This window comes from Collinsella sp. AF36-3AT, assembly GCF_003475205.1.
GTDB lineage: Bacteria > Actinomycetota > Coriobacteriia > Coriobacteriales > Coriobacteriaceae > Collinsella > Collinsella aerofaciens_AF.
Genome location: NZ_QROZ01000005.1, coordinates 25344 through 45176, shown reverse-complemented (window position 1 = coordinate 45176; position 19833 = coordinate 25344). Strand labels below are relative to the sequence as shown.

General features: G+C 60.0%; 15 protein-coding genes. 1 reads left to right on the top strand and 14 read right to left on the bottom strand.

What is annotated here, in order from left to right; genetic code table 11:
• Positions 1–240: 240 nt before the first annotated feature.
• From DW003_RS05865 to DW003_RS05840, 6 genes are all read right to left on the bottom strand, one after another.
• Positions 241–684, bottom strand: a complete 444-nt coding sequence (locus tag DW003_RS05865; protein WP_006235801.1) for a GatB/YqeY domain-containing protein — start codon at positions 682–684, stop codon at positions 241–243.
• Positions 685–738: 54 nt separating this feature from the next.
• Positions 739–1959: a peptidylprolyl isomerase gene (locus DW003_RS05860; protein ID WP_118388056.1), complete on the bottom strand. Its 1221-nt coding sequence runs from the start codon at positions 1957–1959 to the stop codon at positions 739–741.
• 134 nt (positions 1960–2093) lie between these two features.
• Complete coding sequence (locus DW003_RS05855; protein WP_118388054.1) at positions 2094–2558, bottom strand: PTS sugar transporter subunit IIA; 465 nt, start codon at positions 2556–2558, stop codon at positions 2094–2096.
• Positions 2559–2683: 125 nt separating this feature from the next.
• On the bottom strand, positions 2684–3385 hold the full coding sequence (purN, locus tag DW003_RS05850) for a phosphoribosylglycinamide formyltransferase (RefSeq protein ID WP_118388052.1): 702 nt from the start codon (positions 3383–3385) through the stop codon (positions 2684–2686).
• Positions 3375–4478, bottom strand: coding sequence for a phosphoribosylformylglycinamidine cyclo-ligase (purM, locus tag DW003_RS05845; protein WP_055251557.1), 1104 nt, complete (start codon positions 4476–4478; stop codon positions 3375–3377). The genes purN and purM overlap by 11 nt, the downstream gene beginning before the upstream one ends.
• Positions 4479–4635: 157 nt before the next feature.
• Positions 4636–6306 (bottom strand): amidophosphoribosyltransferase, encoded by a 1671-nt coding sequence (locus tag DW003_RS05840; RefSeq protein WP_117786181.1) that lies wholly within the window; start codon positions 6304–6306, stop codon positions 4636–4638.
• A gap of 294 nt (positions 6307–6600) precedes the next feature.
• Between DW003_RS05840 and DW003_RS05835 the strand changes: the two genes are divergently transcribed.
• Positions 6601–7830 (top strand): putative ABC transporter permease, encoded by a 1230-nt coding sequence (locus tag DW003_RS05835; protein WP_118388050.1) that lies wholly within the window; start codon positions 6601–6603, stop codon positions 7828–7830.
• A 90-nt stretch (positions 7831–7920) separates the two neighbouring features.
• Here DW003_RS05835 and DW003_RS05830 read toward each other — a convergent pair whose 3' ends face one another.
• The 8 genes from DW003_RS05830 to DW003_RS05795 form a co-directional block, all read right to left on the bottom strand.
• Positions 7921–8337 carry a molybdenum cofactor biosynthesis protein MoaE gene (locus tag DW003_RS05830; protein WP_117584047.1) on the bottom strand — a complete coding sequence of 139 codons (417 nt, stop codon included), beginning with the start codon at positions 8335–8337 and terminating at the stop codon, positions 7921–7923.
• Between the two features lie 67 nt (positions 8338–8404).
• Positions 8405–9403, bottom strand: coding sequence for a class B sortase (locus tag DW003_RS05825; protein WP_117584046.1), 999 nt, complete (start codon positions 9401–9403; stop codon positions 8405–8407).
• Positions 9404–9438: 35 nt separating this feature from the next.
• Positions 9439–9903: a 5-(carboxyamino)imidazole ribonucleotide mutase gene (gene purE / locus DW003_RS05820; RefSeq protein ID WP_006235810.1), complete on the bottom strand. Its 465-nt coding sequence runs from the start codon at positions 9901–9903 to the stop codon at positions 9439–9441.
• Between the two features lie 217 nt (positions 9904–10120).
• Positions 10121–16501: a discoidin domain-containing protein gene (locus DW003_RS05815; RefSeq protein ID WP_158573187.1), complete on the bottom strand. Its 6381-nt coding sequence runs from the start codon at positions 16499–16501 to the stop codon at positions 10121–10123.
• 546 nt (positions 16502–17047) lie between these two features.
• Positions 17048–17488: a MarR family winged helix-turn-helix transcriptional regulator gene (locus DW003_RS05810; RefSeq protein WP_158550938.1), complete on the bottom strand. Its 441-nt coding sequence runs from the start codon at positions 17486–17488 to the stop codon at positions 17048–17050.
• Positions 17489–17592: 104 nt separating this feature from the next.
• On the bottom strand, positions 17593–17919 hold the full coding sequence (locus tag DW003_RS05805) for a hypothetical protein (protein WP_118388046.1): 327 nt from the start codon (positions 17917–17919) through the stop codon (positions 17593–17595).
• A gap of 195 nt (positions 17920–18114) precedes the next feature.
• A complete protein-coding gene (locus DW003_RS05800) occupies positions 18115–18942 on the bottom strand; it encodes a PTS system mannose/fructose/sorbose family transporter subunit IID (protein WP_118268016.1) in 828 nt (275 codons plus the stop codon).
• Positions 18942–19799 (bottom strand): PTS sugar transporter subunit IIC, encoded by an 858-nt coding sequence (locus tag DW003_RS05795; RefSeq protein WP_089572605.1) that lies wholly within the window; start codon positions 19797–19799, stop codon positions 18942–18944. Before DW003_RS05795 ends, DW003_RS05800 begins: the two co-directional genes overlap by 1 nt.
• Between the last annotated feature and the right edge of the window lie 34 nt (positions 19800–19833).

Sequence of the window (19833 nt, the reverse complement as noted above, 5' to 3'; positions counted from 1 at the left end):
TTGGGGACAGACTTAAATGAGTACCTGCTCATTGGGCACTCATTTAAGTCTGTCCCCAATGAGCGCTCAACCGCCCTTGTTGAGCATAAGTCAGCGAAAACCCGTACACGCGAGCAAGGTGACGTGAAATGAAAGGGCGCAGACCTTATGGTCGCGCCCTTGAAATTGAACGTCAGATTGCCGCGTGTACGGGTTTGCAGCGTCGAGCCGTTACGCGGTTTGGTAAAACCGCGTAACAAATTACGCGAGTTTGGCTCCGACGATCTTGGCCGCGGCAGGCTTGTCGAAGTTGCCGCCAGTGGCCTTACCCAGAGCGCCCATGACCTGGCCCATCTGCTTCTTGGACGTGGCGCCCAGCTCGGCGATGACCTGCTCGATCAGGGCCTCGAGCTCCTCGCCCGAAACCTGCGCGGGCAGAAGGCTCTCCAGAATCTTGACCTGCTCAGTCAGGTTGTCGGTACGCTCTTGGTCGGTGCCGGCCTTGATGGACATCTCCAGCGTCTCGCTCGTCTGCTTAATCAGACGCTTGATCATGCTGTTGACGTCTTCCTCGGTCACATCGCGGCGCTCATTGACCTCGATATTCTTCACCTCGGCCTTGACCTGGCGAATGATGGACAGGCGAACCTTGTCCTTAGCCTTCATGGCCGCGATCATTTCCTTCTGCAGCTCTTCGTTGGTCATCTGCAAATCCTCTCTAATAGCGTGGGCGGCACTCGCGCGAGCACCGCCCCATGATTACTCAGTCGTCGACGAATCGTCGGTCGAGCTCTTGGTGACGCCCTTCAGGCTCACGTTGTAGGGCACATCCTTGGGCATGGGGTTGACGGTAATGTCGGCGTCTTTCTTGTACTGCTCCAGCCACTCGCTGTATGCAGTACTGGCCGCCTGCGTCTTCACCACGTTGGAAACGTACTTCTTGATGTCCTTGGGCACCTGGTTGATGTCATCAACCTGATTATCGACATGGAAGTAGTCGGTGCACTTGATGATGTGGTAGCCATAGGTCGACTCGACGACTTCGCTCACGTCGCCCTTGTTGAGCCCCTCGAGCGCCGTCTGGTAGCTGTCGACAAAGGTGGTGAGCTTATCCCAGCCCACATCGCCCTTCTTCTCCTTGGAACCGGTGTCCTCGGAGTACTGTTCAACGGCATCCTCAAAGCTCAGCTCACCGGAGTTGATCTTGTCCAGGCACTCCTGCGCCTTGGCCTTGGCGGCAGCCTTGTCCTCGTCGGACGCATCGGAATCAACCTTGATCAGGATGTTCGACGAGCGGCGGGCATCGTTGTACTTCGACAGGTTCTCGTTGATGTAATCGACGATCTCGCTGTCCTTGGGCTTGCTGGTGGGCGCCACGGCATCTTTGAGCTTTTGCTGCGCCAGGCTCTCCTTGAGCGAGCTCTTATAGGTGTCTTCGGTGTAGCCGTAGGTCTTGAGGGTCTTCTTAAAGGCCTTGGCACCGCCCGCGCTCTTGCACGCGTCCTTCCAAGCCTTCTCGACCTCCTCGTCCGACACCGTCACGCCGTTCTCCTTCTGTGCCTGTTGAAGCAGAATCTGCTGCGTGTAGGAGTCGATGAGTTGCTTGCGGTACTTCTTGGGCGTGAGGTCGTTGTCGACCAGATACTGCGCCCAGTCCTTGTCCTTGGTGTAGCCGTAAGACGTGCGCATGCTCATGATCTGCTTTGTCACGGTGTCCTCGGTGAGGTTGGTGCCGTTGATAGTGGCAGCCACACCGCCGGTAAGCTTGTAGCCCGAGGTATCCTCTGCCTGCGACATGAGACCGGAGCATGCCATGGCCGAGACGGAAAGCAGCATCGCCAGCACGCCGATGACCACCAGAACGATCTTGACGGTCTTAGACACGTACGTCTTGCGCTGCTTCTTACGAGAGCTCGACGCGGCGCGGGCCTGCTGCTCGGGCGTCGGTGCGGCCTCGGAGTTCTTTTTCTTGTTTGCCATAGTTGGCCTTTCGCATCACGAATCGAACAAACGCCATTGTGTCACAACGCAGCCCCCGCGACAAAGGGGCAACCCTGGCACTTGGGGACGTTCCTTTTCTGCCGGCAGTTAGGGACAGTCCCCAAGTGCCGGCTTTAAAAGTGGCGGCGGATGGCGTCGACCATGCCTTGGGGCGTGGTCTGGCCGAGCACATCGGCTGCGACGTCCGCGTCCATAAAGATATTCATGAGCGCTTGCAGGGCCTCGACCTGGCCGCCCGGCTCGGCAATACCCAAATTGATGACGATCTGCGCCGGCACGGGGGCACCCATGCCGGCCATAGCATTGAACGTCACGGGCGCGGCGGGCTTTACCACCGCGATATAGGGCTTGGCCACAAACCCTGGGTCGGTGTGTGGGATGGCGATGTTGGCCGCCGGCATGGCAAGACCCGTGGGATAGGCATCCTCGCGCGTGCGAACGGCATCGAGCCAACCGTCGGCAATGTAGCCGCGCGGGGCAAGCTCGCCCTCAAGCCGCGCGAACACCTCATCCGGCGTCGCACACTCCCAATCAAAAAACACCAGCTCAGGCGTAAACAGCGCTTCGTTATCCGCCATGCGCTCACCTCTCTCACCTAGTCATTCAAGAACGTCCCCGATGACTACCCAAAACAAAAGGTGGCCACGCGCGCCTTGGCGCCAATGACCACCCTGACTACTCGGCTAAATTGTACTGTGCGTCGCTAGCCGCGAGGCGCGTCAATTGCCACCTTGCCGCTCTCCAGCACGTGAACGCGGCCGTCGGCGAGCATCTGCACGACCTCGGGATACAGCACATGCTCGATCGCGTGGATGTGCTCCTCGAGCGTGTCGACATCCCAACCTTCCTCGACAGCCAGCGCGCGCTGGGCGATGATGGGGCCGTTGTCGTAAATCTCGTTGGCAAAATGCACGGTCACGCCAGTCACCTTGACGCCGCGCGCAAAGGCATCGTCAATCGCATGCGCACCGGTAAAGCTCGGCAGCAGCGCCGGATGCAGATTGACCACGCGGTTGGGGAACGCCGCCAGCAGCGGCGTATGCACCATGCGCATGTAGCCGGCCATGACCACATACTCGCAGTCGCGCTCGAGCAGCTCGTGCGCGATGATCTCGTCAGCGGCGATGGGGTCGGCGTAGACATCCTTGGATAGCGTGAGCGTCTGGATGCCCGCGCGCTCAGCGCGCTGCAGACCCTTAGCCGAGGGACGGCTCGACACCACAAGCTCAATCGAAGCGTTGAGCTTGCCGGCGGCGATCAGATCGATCAGCGCCTGCAAGTTGGTTCCCGAACCGCTGATGAGCACGCCGATCTTGAGCGGCTCGGCCGTATCGGTGCCGGTCGGACGGGTATAGGGCACAAAGCCCAGGCCCTCGGCGGCAGCCATCTGCTCGTTAGCGCTCATCGGAGTACACGACCTTACCGGAACCCTCAACGCACTCGCCCACGCGGAACGGCTTCTCGCCCAGCGCGACCAGGGCCTCGGTCACCGCGGCCTCGTCCTCGGGGGCGACGATCAGGCACAGGCCAACGCCCATGTTGAAGGTCTTGCATGCCTCGTTGGGCGCGAGCTCGGCCTGGCGCGACACGTAGGTGATGACGGGCGGAACGTCCCAGCCCATCTCGGCACCGTTGCGGGTGACCACAGCGTCGACGTCGTCGGCGAGCGCGCGGTTGAGGTTCTCAGTAATACCGCCGCCAGTGATGTGGGCAATAGCGTGCACGTTGGCGCCGCCGCGCAGCAGCTCCAGAATCGGCTTGACGTAGATGCGCGTGGGAGCCAGCAGGGCGTCTGCCAGCGATGCGCCGCCGAGTTCCTCGAGCGGACGGCTCAGCTCCTCGGCCTTAGCGGCGGCCTCGGGCGTGCCCGGCTTAATGCCGTCGACGCCGATGACTTTACGCACGAGCGAGTAGCCGTTGGAGTGCACGCCGGTGGAAGGCAGACCCAGGATCACATCGCCCGGGCGGACGTTTGCGGGGTCGAGCATCTTGGGACGGTCGACGACGCCCACGGTAAATCCGGCAAGGTCGTAGTCGGCCGGAGCCATGACGCCGGGGTGCTCGGCCATCTCGCCGCCCACGAGCGCGCAGCCCGCGAGCTTGCAGCCGTCGGCCACGCCCTTGATGATCTTTGCCATGTGCTCGGCCTCGATGTGACCGATGGCAACGTAGTCCAGGAAGAACAGCGGCTCGGCGCCCGAAGCCAAAATGTCGTTGACGCACATAGCGACCAGGTCCTGGCCCACCGTCTCGTGACGGTCCATGATCTGGGCGAGCACGAGCTTGGTGCCCACGCCGTCGGTACCGCTGATCAGGATCGGGTCTTCCATATCCTTAAGCGCGGCGGCCGAGAACAGGCCGCCAAAGCCACCGATACCGCCGATAACCTCGGGGCGGTTGGTATCCTTGACCATCTGCTTAATCGCGTCGACGGCGCGGCCGCCCTCGGCGGTATCGACGCCGGCGTCCTCGTACGTCACATGCTTGCTGTCGCTCATCTGAGCCTTCCTCTCCCACTACCGTGGCGCCGCGCGTGCGCCAAACGGTGCTCATAGTTGCGTTCATTTCGGCGTGTGCCATAACAGCACACGCCGTCATATCAACAAAACAGCAGGTAAAACCCACCAAAATAAACCTGTCCCCATATGGCAGGTTTTAGGCCTCGCCGTGCTCCTCTTCCCAGCTGCGGTCGTCGTATTTCTCGACCACGGCGTCGTCGTCAAAGTGCAGCGGCTTGTCCAGGTTGCGGGGCTTAAAGCCCTCCATAAACTTGTCGCGGCCAAAGCTCTCGGGAATCGCCACGGGATAGCGGCCGGTAAAGCACGCGTCGCAGTAACCGCCCTTGGGCATGACCTTCAGCAAGCCCTCGACCGAAAGGAAGGCCAGCGAATCGGCGCCGATATACTCGCAAATCTCGTCGACCGTCTTGTTGGCGCTGATAAGCTGCGACTGCACGTCGGTATCGATACCGTAGAAGCACGGCCAGATGACCTCGGGCGAGTTGATGCGGATATGAATCTCCTTGGCGCCAGCGTTGCGTAGCATCTTGACGAGCTGCACCATAGTGGTGCCACGCACGATGGAGTCGTCGATGACGACCAGGCGCTTGCCCTCGATGTTGTCGCGCAGCGGGTTGAGCTTCATGCGCACGCCCATGGCGCGCAGCTCCTGCGTAGGCTCGATAAACGTACGACCCACGTAGCGGTTCTTGATAAGGCCCTCACCAAAGGGAATGCCACTCTCATGCGAATAGCCCTCCGCGGGCGGCAGGCCGGAGTCGGGCACGCCGATGACCAGGTCGGCCTCGACGGGCTCCTCGTGTGCCAGCTGACGACCCATGTCATAACGGCAGGCGTAGACGCTCTTGCCGTTCATGATGGAATCGGGGCGAGCGAAGTAGACCTGCTCAAAGATGCAGTTAGCAGGCTCTTCGGCGGCAGGCACGCCCTGCTCGGACACCAGGCCCTCGGCGCTGATGCGCAAAATCTCACCGGGACGGACGTCGCGGACGTACTCGGCGCCCACAATATCGAGCGCACAAGTCTCGGAGGCGACGACCCAGCCGCCGGCGCGGGTGACATGGGTGGTGGCGTCAACCGTCGCGGCGCCGTCTTGCGAGGGCAGCTGCGAAACAGAAGCGGCGTCAGCCTGATCCAGGCCCTCGTCCACGAGCTTGCCAAGCACCAGCGGGCGAATGCCGTGAGGATCGCGGAATGCGTAGAGCGCCTGCTCGTTGATGAGCGTCATGGCGTAGCCGCCGCGCACGAGCTCCATCGTCTTGCGGATACCCTCGCGTAGATGGCCTGTACGCTGAGTAAAGTAGCCGATAAGCTTGGTCGCGACCTCGGAATCCGAATTGGAGAGGAACGGCACGCCCAGCTCGATCAGCTGGCGGCGCAGCTCGTCGGTGTTGACCAGAGTGCCGTTGTGAGCAAGCGCGATAATGACGCTGTTGATGGTGGAAAGATGCGGCTGAGAGGCTTCCCAGCTCTTGGCGCCGGCAGTGCCGTAGCGCACATGACCCACGGCCAGCTGACCGGAGAGCGTCGACAGGTCGGCGTTGGAGAACACGCGGTCGAGCAGGCCCAGATCCTTGCGGACCATAACCGTGCCGCCATCACCCACGGCGATTCCCGCCGATTCCTGGCCGCGATGCTGCAGCGCGCGCAGACCAAAGTACGTCAGTCGAGCCACATCGCGATCGGGTGCCCACACACCAAAAATGCCGCATTCCTCATGCAGCTGGTCGGAGTCCGGATCATACGTCGACATGGTCTTCACCTGTCCCGCGGCACGCTCGGCCGCGTGGATGGTTTCTTGAGACATGGCATCCCCTCAGAGCCTCGTTATTTGGCGTTACCTGCCCTATTATACGCACGGCAAGACAAGCACTCCCGCGCATGAACAGCGCTTTTTAAAAGCCCACCGAGCTAATAATCCGTTTTGCAGCCAAACATTTTATTGGGCAACCGCCTCGGGGCCGACGATCCCGCATACTTCCGTTACGACGCGTCTCGCCCGCCGTTGGGGCTTGCATTGTTGCAATTGGGACGTTCGTCCTGTCTTTTGGCAGGTCGGCGGCGTATCCTTGTACCTACAGCAAAACGAGAAAGGTTATGTATGGATCGAAACGAACTCGACCCCAGCGTCCCCAGCGCCACGGAGGTCAAGAAGATCCCCCTCATCATTAAGGTGTACGCCGTCCTGTGCATCCTGTCCGGCGTGGGCACGCTCCCTTCGGTCGGCGCCTTTATGTGGCAGGTCATCACCGCGCTCATCAACGGCAACGCCGCCGCCAACCTCGGCGACAACACGCTCGTCGCAGTCGGCCTTATCGTCGCCGGCATCATGCTCTCTGCGGCAAGTGCCGTCATCCTAATCATCTTTGGCCTGGACCTTATCAAAAACCAGCGCCGCAACGCCGCCCGCCTGTCCTATATCCTCATCGCATTTACCGTCGTCGAGCTTTTGGTCGACGTGATGCTCCAGGGTATCGGGCCCTTCTTGCTGCGTCCCGCTATTCAGCTCGGCATCCTCATCGCGCTTTCGGCCACCGTCGACCCCACGCTGCGTCAGGAGCGCGAACTGCAGCGCCGCCTGCAGGAGATGCTCGACCGCGACGCCGCCGCCGAGGGCATGCTCGGGCGCGATGAAACCGGCGAAGGCTACATCAAGCTCAACTACTTCAACCTGTTCTGGGTGTTCTTTGTCTGCTGCATACTCGGCCTGATCGCCGAGGACATCTGGCACATGACAGTCGACGACCCGGGCGTCTATCAGAACCGCGCCGGCATGCTGTTTGGCCCCTTCAGCCCCATCTACGGATTTGGCGCCGTGCTCATGACCATGGTGCTTAACCGCTTCTACAAAAAGAACCCCATCATCATTTTCCTGGTGAGCGCCCTGCTCGGCGCCAGCTTTGAGGTGTTCGTGGGCTGGTTTATGCAGACCGCGTTTGGCGTGGTCTCGTGGAGCTACTCGCACATAACGCTGTTCGGTTTGCCCGATCCGCTCGTGGTCCTCACGGGCGGACGCACCTGCACGGGCTTCGCCTGCCTGTGGGGCCTGGGCGGCCTCATCTGGATCAAGCTGCTGCTGCCGAGGCTGCTTAAGCTTATCAACAAGATCCCCTGGAAGAGCCGCTACTCGGCCACCGTCATCTTTACCGTTATCATGCTGGTCGACGGCGTCATGACGCTGCAGTCGCTCGACTACTGGTACCAGCGCGTTAACGGCACGGAGCCGGACATTCCCGTCGCACAGTTCTACGGAGAGCACTTCGATAACGAGTACATGGAAAACCGCTTCCAGAGCATGACCATGAGCCCCAAGGATGCGACGCGCGTATAGCGCTCACCGCGCCCAAAACGCAAAATGCCCGCCGGTATCACATGTACCGGTGGGCATTTTTATAAACGATCCTTCTATCGACGCAATCCTCTATGCCTCGCGCTCGACCTCACTCACGCATTCGTTCTTGATGGTGCCAACGAGCGCCTGCAGTGCATCGACCACGTGTGGGCGAATGTCCCCGCCGATAAGCACGAGCATGATGTCGTCACCTACGGTAAGCTCGCCGCTTGCCAGCCACACGCGCACATAGCCGATACCCGGCATCGCGCGCGTGGCCTCGATAGCAGACCGTACCTTTTCGGCGTCGTAGTCAAAGACCATGCCGCCCACCCTGTGGCCTGGCGCCACGCCATCGGTCTCGACTCCGCGCACCTCGGCCTTGGGCGTCGCGCGCACCACACCGTTATGCGTCAGATACATCCCACAGCCTGCCGCCGAAGCATCGGCCTTGGCCTCGCGCAGCCAAGCATCAATCGAAGGCATCAATTTGCCACTCTCGAGCATCATTTCTCCCTTACCGTCGTCGAGTAGCCAATTTGGGACGGGGCCTTTTTAGCTACTCTCGAACAACTTATTCCTCGACCGGCGTGAGCACCATGACGGCGCGTGTGTTGCTCAGCGACAGCGAACGACAGGTCACGAGCGTTACAACCTTGGTTGCCGAAGCGGCACGATCGGTGGCATCACTCGCCACGGCAGAGGCACCGTCGAACATCTCGGACAGGTAGTTCTTGAGCCCGTCATCGCCCTCAAAATTGGGCGTGCGCGCCTTGGCATACGTGTCCTCGACAACTTTGGTCGCCAGTGGTCGCAGCTTATACGTAGCATCCCGTGTGATGTAATACACAAACTCGATGCTATCGAACGTCGCCTGATCAGTGGTGTCCGAAATCACGTTGAACATCGACCCATCGTTCATATGGTGGCCGTAGATCGTGGTCTGCTGGTCGACCATTCCCGGCGCGGTGTCATCGCTATCCAGGAAAATAGCACCGGACGCGTTAGCCGTTCCGTCGAACAGCGTGTTGAGGTATTTGGAGTTGTTGTTGGTCTGCACCACGGGATAGTTGATGTTGGTTCCCGGCACGTAAATCCAACCCACAATCTCGGGGTTCGTCTGAGCAAGCGCATCAAAGTCGATAATCGGCACGCCGCTGGCGTCCTTATCGCTTACATATTGCTTCTCGATTTTCTGATACGAATCGCTCGCCTGCTTATAGCCAATCTGGGCATTAATAAAAATAGCGGCGGCGGCGACAATCAGACCGATACCGATGATGATGAGCAGAATGGGAATAATGGAGCGGCGCTTTTTGCGCGGCGGCTCGGTGCAATCCGACGGCGCGGCATGCGATGAAGACCGGGGCGGCTTCTTAGCGGAGCTATAAGACGAAGGACGATATGCGGCCGGCGCGTCCTGTCGACGATGCGTCGCCGGTGTCACGGGGCGCGGCGCGCGCGGCTGCTGAGGAGAGGATGTCCGACCCTGCTGTGCCGCACGGGCAGCACCCGGCTTCGACGGATCGGGAATCTGAGAAGCCTTGAATCGTTTTCCCTGATAATCGGACATGGCTCTCCTTATACTGCGGTGAAACGGCGGAACGCTTAGGCGTCAGCCATCTCCTGCTTCATCTTCTCGATAACCTTGCGGTACTCGGGGTCGCAAGCACCCAGAATCTGTGTGGCATAGATGGCGGCGTTCTTGGCGCCGTTGATGGCAACGCAGGCCACGGGCACGCCCGAAGGCATCTGCACCATCGACAGCAGCGAATCCATGCCGCCCAGGTCACTCGTCTTCATAGGCACGCCGATAACCGGCAGCGGCGTAAAGGCAGCCACGACACCACCCAAGTGGGCGGCCTTGCCGGCAGCGGCGATAATCACTTTGATACCGCGATCGGCGGCAGTCGAAGCCCACTCGTGGACCTTCGCCGGTGTGCGGTGTGCGCTCGCAATGACAAGCTCATAGGGCACGCCCAGCGCCTCGAGCTCGGCGGTGCAACCTTCCATAACGCCCAGATCGGACTTGGAACCCATGATGATCCCGACAACCGGCTTTTGATCTGCCATAAACAAAGACCTCCTGTTGAGAGCGGCGACGCGGCGGATCCGCGACCCTTAACTGCAAATAAATCAAGTATAGCCGCCGATGCTGATGTGTTCGGCGGGAGACGGAACGCTTTGCGAGATTAGGGCCGAAGGGTCGGAGCTTTCTGCCTACATTCAAAAAGCGTGCCCACCGTCCTTGGGTGGGGCGGCGGGCACGCTTGCTTAGCTGTTGCTGGGGCTACTTAGCCTTGCTGCGACGATGGAAGAAAGCGCCGATCGCGGCGATGATGGCGCCAAGACCACCGACGGTCGCGACGGTCGCCGCCGTCTGGTCTCCGGTATTGGGAATCGCCGAACCGTTCTTCTTGCTGCCCTGGGCCTTGTCGCCTGCGGGCTTGCCCGCCTGGTTGCCGCCGTTCGAGCCATTGCCGGAACCCTGGTTGCCCGAGCCGCCCTGGTTGCCGGAATCGGCATCCTTGAGGCTCTCAATGGCCAGCTTGAGCTGGCCATAGGCCGCCTGGATCTGGGTGTCGGAAGCATCCTCATCACCCAAGACGTCCTCGGCGTAGGTAATGGCATCCGTCAGGGCCTTGACAGACTCGGCCGTCTTGCCCCTGGTGTCAGTCTCCTTCGCCTGCTTGACCAGAGCCTTGAGCTGCTTCTTAGTCGGATTCTCGACCGGGGCCACCGGGGTCTTCTCGAGCGCGCCGCGGGCGCTCTCGAGCGCCCTGAGCGCCTGGTCGACCTCGTCCTGCGTGGCGTTCTCGTCACTCAAGATGGCGCGGGCGCTCGCCAGGGCGTTCTCGAGCGCCGTCCAGGAGGCCTCGGTGTAGTCACCGGCCTTGAGGTCGCCGGCAGCAACCTCGGCATCAACCTTTTCGATCGCGGTAGCGAGATCATCCTTCGCCACCGGATCGGGGACGGCCGTACCGTAGAACTTGAGCTCCGCCATGCTGCAGTAGGCATCAACGTCGCCACCGCCGGCGTGAATCACCTTGACGGTCACGTAGCGACCGCGCGCGGCGCCAAAGCTCATCTGCTTCCAGTCGCCACGGTCGGTGAGCACGCGGCCGTCGTTGTCGAAGGCGAACGTACCCATCGACGCGGCGGTGCCCATCTCATAACCGTCGGCAGTGTCGGAGACCAGTATCTCGGCCTCGAAGATATCGCCGTTAGTGCCGCCGTCCTGGCGCGGCAGGAATGTAACGTCGGTGAGATCGTAGTCGCGGCCCAGGTCGACACTCAGATACTGGGGCATACCGGTCCCATGGGCCCAGTCGCTGTGCCAAAGCGTCCGCTCGTCGCCGTCGAGAGCGTTGACGGCGTTGCTGCCCTCGTAGTCGGCCTCACTCGAGAAGTCGGCCACCTTGACGTTCTTGCGGTTCTCGGGCGTGTTGATGAGGATCTTCTCATCGACAGGGCGCATCTTGAGGCCGTCGATTGCCTTCTCGATCTTGGCAGTGGCGTCTGCGACATCCTTCTTGCTATAGCTGCCCTGGCCGCTGTCGAGGAGCTTCCGAGCCGCCTCGACCGCAGTGGTGAGAGCTGCATAGGAATCCTTGGTGTAGACGGACTCGCTGTAGCCCGCGGCCTTGGAAAGCGCTGCCACGAGCGCAGAGGTATCGACACCAGCCTTGACCTCGACCTCATAGGATGCGGTCTTGGAGGGGTCGAGTACCGACGCCACCGTGATCTTTGCCTTGCCGGCCTTGTTGGCACGCAGGTAGTAGCTCACGCTATCGCCAGCCTGAACAGCGGAGACGCTTACCACAGAGGGGTCGGAGCTCTCGACCGTCACATAGGGGTAGCCAGCGCTCTCAGGCGTAGCCTTGGCGTCGACGGGCGTAATGTCGCCTTCAAAGAACTCGGTCTGGTTCTTGCCTAGCTCGACACCCTCGATGGCCTCGACACCCTGCGTGTAGTTGAAGTTGACCTCACGCAGTGTGAGCATCTGGTCACCCGATGCCTCAAGCGGCGTGACCTCGACCTTGGTCGCCTTCTTGCCCTTGTTCTCGGCAGAGAGGTCAAAGGCGTAGCGAGCCAGGAAGGAATCGTACTCCCCGCCCGCGAACTCTTGGATCGAGCCATCCTCGAACGTCACGACGGCCTTGATCTTCTGTACGGTTCCGTTGCCGCCGTTGCGGTTAACGACCTCGACGCTATCGAGTTTCGACGGCGTCTTAAATGCGAATGTCATCGTGGTGGGAAGCTTCACGTAACTCGGTAGCTTACCCTCGCTGTCCCAGTTGCCACTCCAGTTCCACAGGAACTCAAAGCCGTTGTCGCCCTCGTTATTATCGAACAGCGCGTTATAGCTCTTCTGCTGGATAAGTTTCTCGACGTTGGTCCCGTCGTCGGTCGTGAGCTCATCGTTGGTCATCGTGATGTTGAAGGCATCCTGGGCGTACTCGGCGACCGTTGGCTGAGGAACGTCCGGCATCGTCACCGTGCCGTCGCTCGCAAACTCAAGTGCGTCGCATGCCGGGCCGATAAGCCAAGATGTCGAGGGCAGTTCGACCTTTCCGGCGGTCTTGGCCTTGAGCTTGAAACTCGCCACCGCGCCAGTACCGTTGTAGAGCTTGCCATCGCCGCGGTTGGCAAAGGCGAGATTGATAGTCTGCGTTCCGTCCACGAACTGGACCTTCTCGCGAGACAGGTTCTCCATGCCGGCAGTCGAGCCGTCCTGCGCGATGCTCTCGGACACAAACTCGAACTGGTCGCTCTTGAAGTTGACGAGGGCGCCCAGGGCGTTGACGTTCTTGGCGTCGGCCGCATAGACATCAACGGTGATCTCATCACCGGCCTCGACCTCGGTCTTGCTCGGAATCACCGCGAGCGAACCTGCGACCTTGCCCTTTTGTTTAGTGCCGCCGTCAAGACCCGCCATGGTGAACGAGTAATCGTAGACGTCGTAAACGCCGTTATCGTTGAGGTCGGCGAAGTGGTCGCGGATCTGCGAACCGAACGTCGGGGTATCGGGCTCGCGATTCTCGAGGCCCAGATAGTTCTTCATGTTGGAGTAGTCTCCGTCGGAGATCGTGGCCTTGTTGAGGTTGGAGCCCACGGCGAAGCCATCCGTGCCGTCGGTCTTGTAGATGGCAATCTCGGACGCGGAGAAGAAATTGCCGACCGAGGCGAGCGGTGTCATGCGCACGTAACGGGCGGCCACGGTGCCGTCAAACGCTACCGTCTTACAATCAGCGGAACGTGCCCAATCGACCTCCTGGCTCGTCCAGTGGACGCCATCGAGACTCGTCTCAACACGCATCTTGGTCACGGTGCCGTTGCCGGCGTCATCGCGCGGATAGTACTCGAGCTTATCGAGCTTGTAAGCGCGTCCATAGTCAACGGTAAGCGCCTTGCCCAGATCGTTGCCACCGGAGTGGAAACCGCCGTCGCCCGACTGGAACTCATGGTCGAAGGCGAGCTCGGCCTTATGGCTGCCGTAAAGTGAGCCCTCCCAGGTGATTTCCTCGGCGTCGGGGACGTTCCGCCACGGATCGAGTGCGGAGTTCGCCTCGAGCACATCGCTCCAGGCGGAGTAACCTTCGGCGTTGCGCGAACGAATCTGGTAGGTGTGCTTGCTATTGTAGGCGAGGTCGGTGTGCGTGAACTCGGCCGCATCACCCACGGCAAACACAGTGCCGTCGACCTTAAGGTCGTAGGAGGTAGCACCATCGACCTTTCCCCAGGTGAGCTTGATGCTCGTTGGGGTCGTGGCGTCCTCGGGGGCAGCAAGGTTCGTGGGTGCGGAGAGGTTCTCGTTGAGGCGATCGGCTGTGAGCGTGGCGTCGGCGTTCACGAAACCGCCCAGCTCAAGCGTCTGCGCCGCTGCAGCAACATCGGTCTTCGCGAACTTGACGTAGACCTTGGGGTTCGTGGTGATCTTGGTGTTGTTGAAGCTCTCGCCCTGCTCGGCCTCGGTGCCGTCCGCATCGCTGCCGTAGTGGTTGAGGTTGGGGGTCTCGCTGTAGAAGTAGACCGCCTGGCCGGCCTCGGGGGTCGCGGCGTCAAAGGTCTCCTGCGAGTCGACCTCAACCACGTTGAGTGCGGATCCGCCGTTCTTGGCGACAACGCTCGTGGGCTTGGCGGACACATTGGCCACGAAGGTCGTGGTGCGGTTGGAGTCGTAGCCGTTGTAGCCGCCCTGCGAGGCCTCGGCGGTAAAGGTCGCGGTGCCGCCTGCGGCCTTGGAGCTGTAGACGGTGCTCACATGCTCACCGTAGGAGATATTGTCGATCGTGCCGTAGGAATCGTCCTCAGTCGTGTTGTTCTCGATGGAGGAGCCGTCGTCCTCGTACTGCGTAAAGGTGCCGTCGCCCTCGGTGGCGAAGAACTCGACGATACGCTGGCTGCGGTCGGTACCCTTGGTGTTGGTGTCGCTCACGGCCTCGGGGTTGTTGTTCTCGGCGTACATCGGCACGATAGCGTTGGCCTTCACAAACAGCGGCAGCTTCCAAAGCGGAGCCTCGTAATTGTTGAGAACCTGGCCGCCGCGATACTGCTTACCCGAGAAGTAGTCGATCCAGATGGTGGGATTCTCGTCGGTGCCGTAGTTGGGGAGGTAAATCCCATTGCGAATGTCGTTGCCGTTCTCATCTGCCTGGGTATCCTGATACACCGGTGCCACTAGGAAGTTCTCACCGAACATATACTGGTACTGCGTCGAAGTGCTTGCGGCGTACTCGGAGTTGTCGGAAAGCAGCATGGCGCGGATCATGGGCAGGCCGGCATCGCCGTTACCCGTGTCGATGTTGGCCGCCGAGGCCGCGCTCGTGTAGATATAGGGCATGAGCTGCGCCTTGAGCTTGAGGTAGAAGCGCGAGATGCCTGTGTAGGGATCGCCGTGCGTCATGGGCGATTTGCGGTAGGTGCCCCAACCGTCCATGTCGAGCATAGAGGGCGTGAACGTCTTCCACTGATAGTCACGCGCAGAGATGATGGGGTCGCCGCCAAAGATGCCATCCATGTCGGAGCCGATGTTGGGGTTGCCCGAAAGACTCTGACCGATATACGTGGGGATATGGAAGCGAATGTACTCCCAGTTACCGCCATACTGGTCGCCGGTCCAAATGCCGCCAAAGCGCTGCGTGCCGGCCCAGCCATCGAGCGTGATGATGTTGGGGCGCTTGTTGGCGCCGGTCGTCACCGTGTCATAAGCTGTCTTGATGCCATTAAGACCAAAGGAGTAGCCAGATCCAACCCAGGCGACGTCGGTCTTAAGGGTAGAGATGCCTCCCGTCTTGACCTCGGCGTCGAAGTCGCGAAGCAGGTGCCACGGGGTCTCGGAGTTGCTGTCGGGCTCAAGGTTGGACTGGGTCCACAAGCCCGTGCTCACACCCTTGGAGTTGGCATACTCGGTGAACTTCTTAAGGTTGTCGACATTGGCACGCACAGCGTTAAGACGGTCAGCCGAGCTCGTTCCGTCGGAGTTGACGCCGCCGGTCTTGTAGTAACCGTTCTGGCCATAGCCGGCGCCGTAGCCGTCGTTCGGCAGGAACCAACCGAGCGGCATGTCGTTGTCCTCGTAGTCATCGATAACCTGCCGAGCAGAGAACTGGCGGTCGAAATCGGTCGCTTTCATGTTCTCGGTATCAACCGAAGGGCCCTCACCGTTGAGCGTCTCGGCCGCAAGTGTGCCGTCGAGCTTGTAGCCCGTCGACATGCCAGACTCGTACTTAACGTCGCCCTTCTCGCTCGAGGACTTGCTGCCCTTGGTCTCCCACTTCTTTTGACCCGAGGTCGTTGACCAGCCATCACGGTTATAGGCATTAAGATGACCAAGGTAGAACCCGTACTCGGGCAGCAGTACCGGGTTACCGGTCACCTTGTAGTAGTCCTGCAGCATCTCGGTTGCCACGTTCGAAGCGCCCTCGTTGGTCGCCACGAAGTAGTAGGCATCAAACTCATTCTCGCTGTGCAAAGTCGTGACCGTCGATGAGTCCGTGGAACCGAAGTCGTAGGAACCCTCTGCAAACGTGTTTCGGAGTACGCCGTAGCCGTCACTCGTCCAATAAAACGGGTTGGGCGAGGCAACGCCGCCATCGGTCCAGTTGTTCGTGTTGGAGATGGCGATGGTCTGGTTGGTGTGCAGGAAGCGTCCGTTCTGGGTGCCGCCGCCAAAGAAGTTCTCGGACTTCTCCTTGGCGAGCGTCTGGACGGTACCCTTCTTATCAAGGTCGAGGGACGCGGACTCGGAAACCACGACACGGTCGCCTGACTTGATACTCATCTTGCCAGTCGCCTTGTCCAGGATCACGGTCGCCTTTCCGCCGGTGATCTCGATAGTGTCGCCCTTGTCGGCAACCGTCGCACTCGGCTTGCTGTAGGTGTCCGAGGTATCGGGCTGAGCCTGGATTTTAGCCGTGTGGGACTTACTGCGCGGCGTGGCGTAATCGGAAAACTCACCCTTGGGGTCGACGTTATAACGGAAAATACCGTCCTCGAGGAACGTAATACGGCCCTTGATGCCGTCAGCGAAATCGATGTCGACGACATTCGAGGCAGACTGGGACACGGTCGCTGAGTCGACGCCCTTGAGTGGCGTGGCAATCGCCTGCTGGGGATTGGCAAACACGAGCGTCGCTGCAGTGGCAACGAGGACCGCGCTTCCCTTCACCCACCGTTTCGTAAAAATGGAATTCCTGCGCACCTGGTCTCCTTTCTTCCGAGATGCTGAGGTGCCGAGGACGCCCCCCCCCGGCAGCATGGGAAAACGTATCAAACGGGGATGTTCGGTACATTCCGCACAATGGGGCCACCCGTTACCAAGGGGCCAACTGGTAGTAACCAGATAGCCACCTACTAGGTCATATCAATATATGGGAGCACTTGCGCAACCAAGTTCGGAAGTCCACCAGCGGCAGTAAAATGAGCGTCAACGGCAAGGTGGGCTTAATAAGCCATACCAATTGGTTCTTCAGTCAGATACCAATCTAGCAAAAATGTACTGTTTATCTGGTATTACACAGACCATACCTTTCCCTCGGGAACTGGGCTTCGCGAAGTTTCCCGAGAGAAAGGCTCAGCCGCCACCCTGCGACCTACCGGGGATTGCCATGACGTACGTTGGCTGATTTTGTTTGGAATGAGATGTTGACGGTGGCTGATGGGCACAATTGCCCCGGATGCATTTCATGATGCACCTAAATGTCTGCCTTTATCCTTATAGATTGTCCAGGTAGTCGTCGGCATCATAGGTAAGGCTGTAAGCTTTATTCAGGATGCGCACGAGCTCCTGGGCATCGTGCTCGCCGAGCGCTGAGAGTTGTTTCGAGAGCGATGCCACACTCTCGGCATTTTTTTTCGCCGCGAAATCACGGCCTTCCTCGGTAATGCTCACCAGCACACGCCGACGATCGTTTGGATCAGTCCTGCGCTGAACGTAACCCTTACTCTCGAGTGAATCCAAGATATGCGACATGCGCGCACGGGAGAATTTCAGCTTCTTGGCAATCTCGGAGGGAATGACATCACCGTCAATACCCGATAGATACTGTAAAACCGGTGCCTCGCCCACACTGGCGCCGCCGGCAGCACTCAAGGATCCCTTGGCAAGGGAACGTGAGTACACAATCAGTTTTCGAGCGACGTCATCGTAATCCACTGGGGATATTGTCCTTTGCAACTCTAGAAGGGCCATAAAACCGTCATTTGCCGTACATTAGTTAACATTCGCAACAATTATTTATGATACCCCAACGCGGAAGTCTATTGCTCGTCCTTCTTGCATCGCATAAGCTCCTCAACGTCGACACCAGCGGCCTCGAGCATGCGCTCGACATTCTTTTTGGCGTTGGTCGTGCCGACCTTAAGCACGATCGAAAGCGGAGTGCCCACCACCAGGCACACGATGCCCACGGGGACACCCCAGCCGGGGCCGCCCTGCATACCCCACATCCCCATCAAAAAGCCAATCGCCACGAGCGAATAGCCCAGGCGCAGCCAAACATTGAGCCGCTGAATAGCATCGGTCTGCATCTTTGCCTCGCGAATCAAGTCGTCGCGTGAAAGGTCGTGTCCATGTTTCTCGTGCATATGGTCCTCCTCGTGCAAAGTGTGCATCATGCGCAAGTGCATCGTTTGTCGAATACGTCATCTTTCAAGAGCAATATAGCGGGTGTCGTGTAGGCGATGGAGGTCGCTGGCCATATTGCCCTTGAAGGGCGGCGCAAAATCAGAAGGCCGTGCGGTTGAGGCCGCACGGCCTTACAGGGGGCCAGGGGATGATGACTAGTAGCTCAGTGCCGGGTCGAAGAAGCCAATGAGAACGCCCACAAATGCGATCACAACGAGAATCAGCATCATAACGATGGGGTTGACCTTCTTCTTGGTCATCATGTACCAGCAGAAGATGATGAAGACCATCGGCAGCAGGTGCGGATAGATGCCATCGAGCGTGTCCTGGAACTTACCGCCGCCGGGCAGCACCAGGTTGGGGCTGCAGGTGATGGAGACCCAAGTTGCGCCCACGGCACCGATGACCATGGTACCGACCATCACGATGGAATCACGCAGAGCCTTGGCCTTGGGGCCGACCAGTGCCTCGACCGCCTTGCCGCCGAGCTCATAGCCCTGGTTGTAGGCAAAGCGCATGCCGAGGTACATGAGCAGGTTCCACACGACGATATAGAAGATAGCGCCGAGCGGGGAGCCGCCGGTCGAGAGACCGAGGGCGATACCGAGCAGGATCGGGATCAGGGTACCGACGATCAGCGAGTCGCCAAGGCCGGCGAGCGGGCCCATGAGGCCGGCGCGGATGCCGTTGATGGCGTCGTCGTCGATGGCCTCGCCGTTTGCGCGAGCCTCCTCGAGGCCGGCGGTGACGCCGACAATCATGGTGCCGATCTGCGGCTCGGTGTTGAAGAACGCGGAGTAGGTCTGGAGGGCCTGCTTCTGCTCCTCGGGCGTGTCGTAGAGCTCCTCGACGATCGGAAGCATGGCGCACAAGTAACCGAAGGTCTGCATGTGCTCCTGCGAGAAGCAAGTCAGGTTGCCATAGGACCAGTTGCGGAACGACTTGGCAAGCGTTTTCTTAGAGAGTTTCTTCTTCTCTGCCATTAGATGTCCTCCTCTTCCTCATCATCGGAGCCCGAGGCGATAGCTGCCTTGGGAGCGTTTGCGAGGTCGATCTTGAGCGAAGCGATCTCATAGTTGATCAGGGCGAAGAAGCAGCCGATGCCGGCAGCGGCAATCAGGTTGCATCCCATGACAGCGGACAGGGTGAAGCCGAAGAAGAACGTGAGGAAGTCCGTCGGCTTGGAGATGACCTGCTTGAGCAGGATGGCGATACCGACGGTAGGCAGCAGCGAGCCGACGGTGAACAGCGTCTTCATCGCGATGCCGTCCATGGGCATGTAGGTCTTCATGAGGTCGACCATGGCGGTGCCGCCCATGGTGATGATGAACGTCGGGAGGAACGAGCAGACGATGTGACCAATCCAAGGCAGAACGTTGTTGACCAGGTAGAGCTTGTGGAGATCGCCCTTCTCGAGCCACTTCCACCCCATGCCCTGCCACACCAGGTTGATGGTGGCGGTGCCATAGAAGAGCACAGTGCCGAGCGTGCCGACGGCGGCACCGAGGGATGCGGCCATGCCGGCAGCCTCAGCGGAGGCGGGATCGATGCCCGAGTTCTTGATGGCGAGGATCGCCAGCGGGATGCCGATATAGGACACGGCGCGGACGTCGGCGGAGACGGTTCCGCCGGGGGTCACGAGAGCGATGTAGACAACCTGGATGGCAGCGCCGACGAGGATGCCCGTCTGCATATCGCCCATGATGATGCCGACGATGAGGCCGGCGACCAGAGGACGACCCAGAGTGTAGTTGCCGATCGTCGTGCCGCCCATGCCAGGCAGTGATGCCAGGCAGGCGAACAGGCCGAACAGCGCGGCTTGGAATGCATTGATTGCCATGCTTTCCCCTTTCTTTATTCCTCAGCCCCTTTCA